The sequence below is a fragment of the Clostridium muellerianum genome (assembly GCF_012926525.1).
Classification (GTDB): Bacteria; Bacillota; Clostridia; order Clostridiales; family Clostridiaceae; genus Clostridium_AM; species Clostridium_AM muellerianum.
Genome location: NZ_JABBNI010000059.1, coordinates 1 through 1,095, shown reverse-complemented (window position 1 = coordinate 1,095; position 1,095 = coordinate 1). Strand labels below are relative to the sequence as shown.

Below are 1,095 nucleotides of genomic sequence, written 5' to 3'. Positions count from 1 at the left end.
GTTCTTTTCACCTTTCCCTCACGGTACTGCTTCACTATCGGTCACCAGTTAGTATTTAGCCTTGGGAGGTGGTCCTCCCAGCTTCCCACAAGGTTTCACGTGTCTCGTGGTACTCTGGAGTAGATCTTAAAAGCTTCCATTTTCACTTACAGGGCTATTACCTTCTATGGCGGAGCCTTCCAGCTCTCTTCAATTAATTCCTGCTTTTAGTTATGACCTATCCGCAACCCCAGGAACAAGTTCCTGGTTTGGGCTCTTTCCCTTTCGCTCGCCGCTACTTAGAAAATCGATTTTTCTTTCTCTTCCTCCGGGTACTTAGATGTTTCAGTTCCCCGGGTCTACCTCCATAAACCTATGTATTCAGTTTACAGTACAATACGTTAGTATTGTGGGTTTCCCCATTCGGAAATCTCTGGATCACAGGCTATTTGCGCCTACCCAAAGCTTATCGCAGCTTATCGCGTCCTTCATCGGCTACTGGTGCCAAGGCATTCACCATGCGCCCTTTGTAGCTTGACCTTCTAAATTAATATTAATTTCGCATTACTGCGTCAGCTTCCTTCGCTACGATACTCATTTACCTTATGTAAACTCCATTTCTCGCTCAGTCACTTCCTTGTACTGCTCGTTACTATTAATTTATAACTTATTCTACAAAGGTATTTGTATACCTTCAGCTTTACTTTTAATTTAAAAGTTATATTATATTCACTGTGCAATTTTCAAAGGACAATTGGTGGGCTTAAATGGACTCGAACCATCGACCTCACGCTTATCAGGCGTGCGCTCTAACCAGCTGAGCTATAAGCCCTCATGGTGGAGATAAAGAGACTCGAACTCTTGGCCCTCTGCGTGCAAGGCAGATGCTCTCCCAACTGAGCTATACCCCCATATATTAAGAAACATTAAGTCTCTCAAAATTAAACAGAGCTATTAAATAAAACCTTCAAAATAGAATTACCTACTTTGTCGACTCCTTAGAAAGGAGGTGATCCAGCCGCAGGTTCTCCTACGGCTACCTTGTTACGACTTCACCCCAATTACTAACCCCACCTTCGGCCGCTGGCTCCTTACGGTTACCTCACGGACTTCGGG

At 44.3% G+C, this 1,095-nt stretch carries 2 tRNA genes and 2 rRNA genes; all 4 read right to left on the bottom strand.

The features are described 5' to 3' along the window. Positions 1 to 519 (bottom strand): 23S ribosomal RNA (locus HBE96_RS20840); the annotation flags it as partial. Positions 520 to 734: 215 nt separating this feature from the next. After that, a tRNA-Ile gene (locus HBE96_RS20835) sits at positions 735 to 811 on the bottom strand. Positions 812 to 814: 3 nt separating this feature from the next. Next, positions 815 to 890 (bottom strand) — tRNA-Ala (locus HBE96_RS20830). Between the two features lie 91 nt (positions 891 to 981). Beyond that, positions 982 to 1,095: ribosomal RNA gene (locus HBE96_RS20825) — 16S ribosomal RNA — on the bottom strand; the annotation flags it as partial.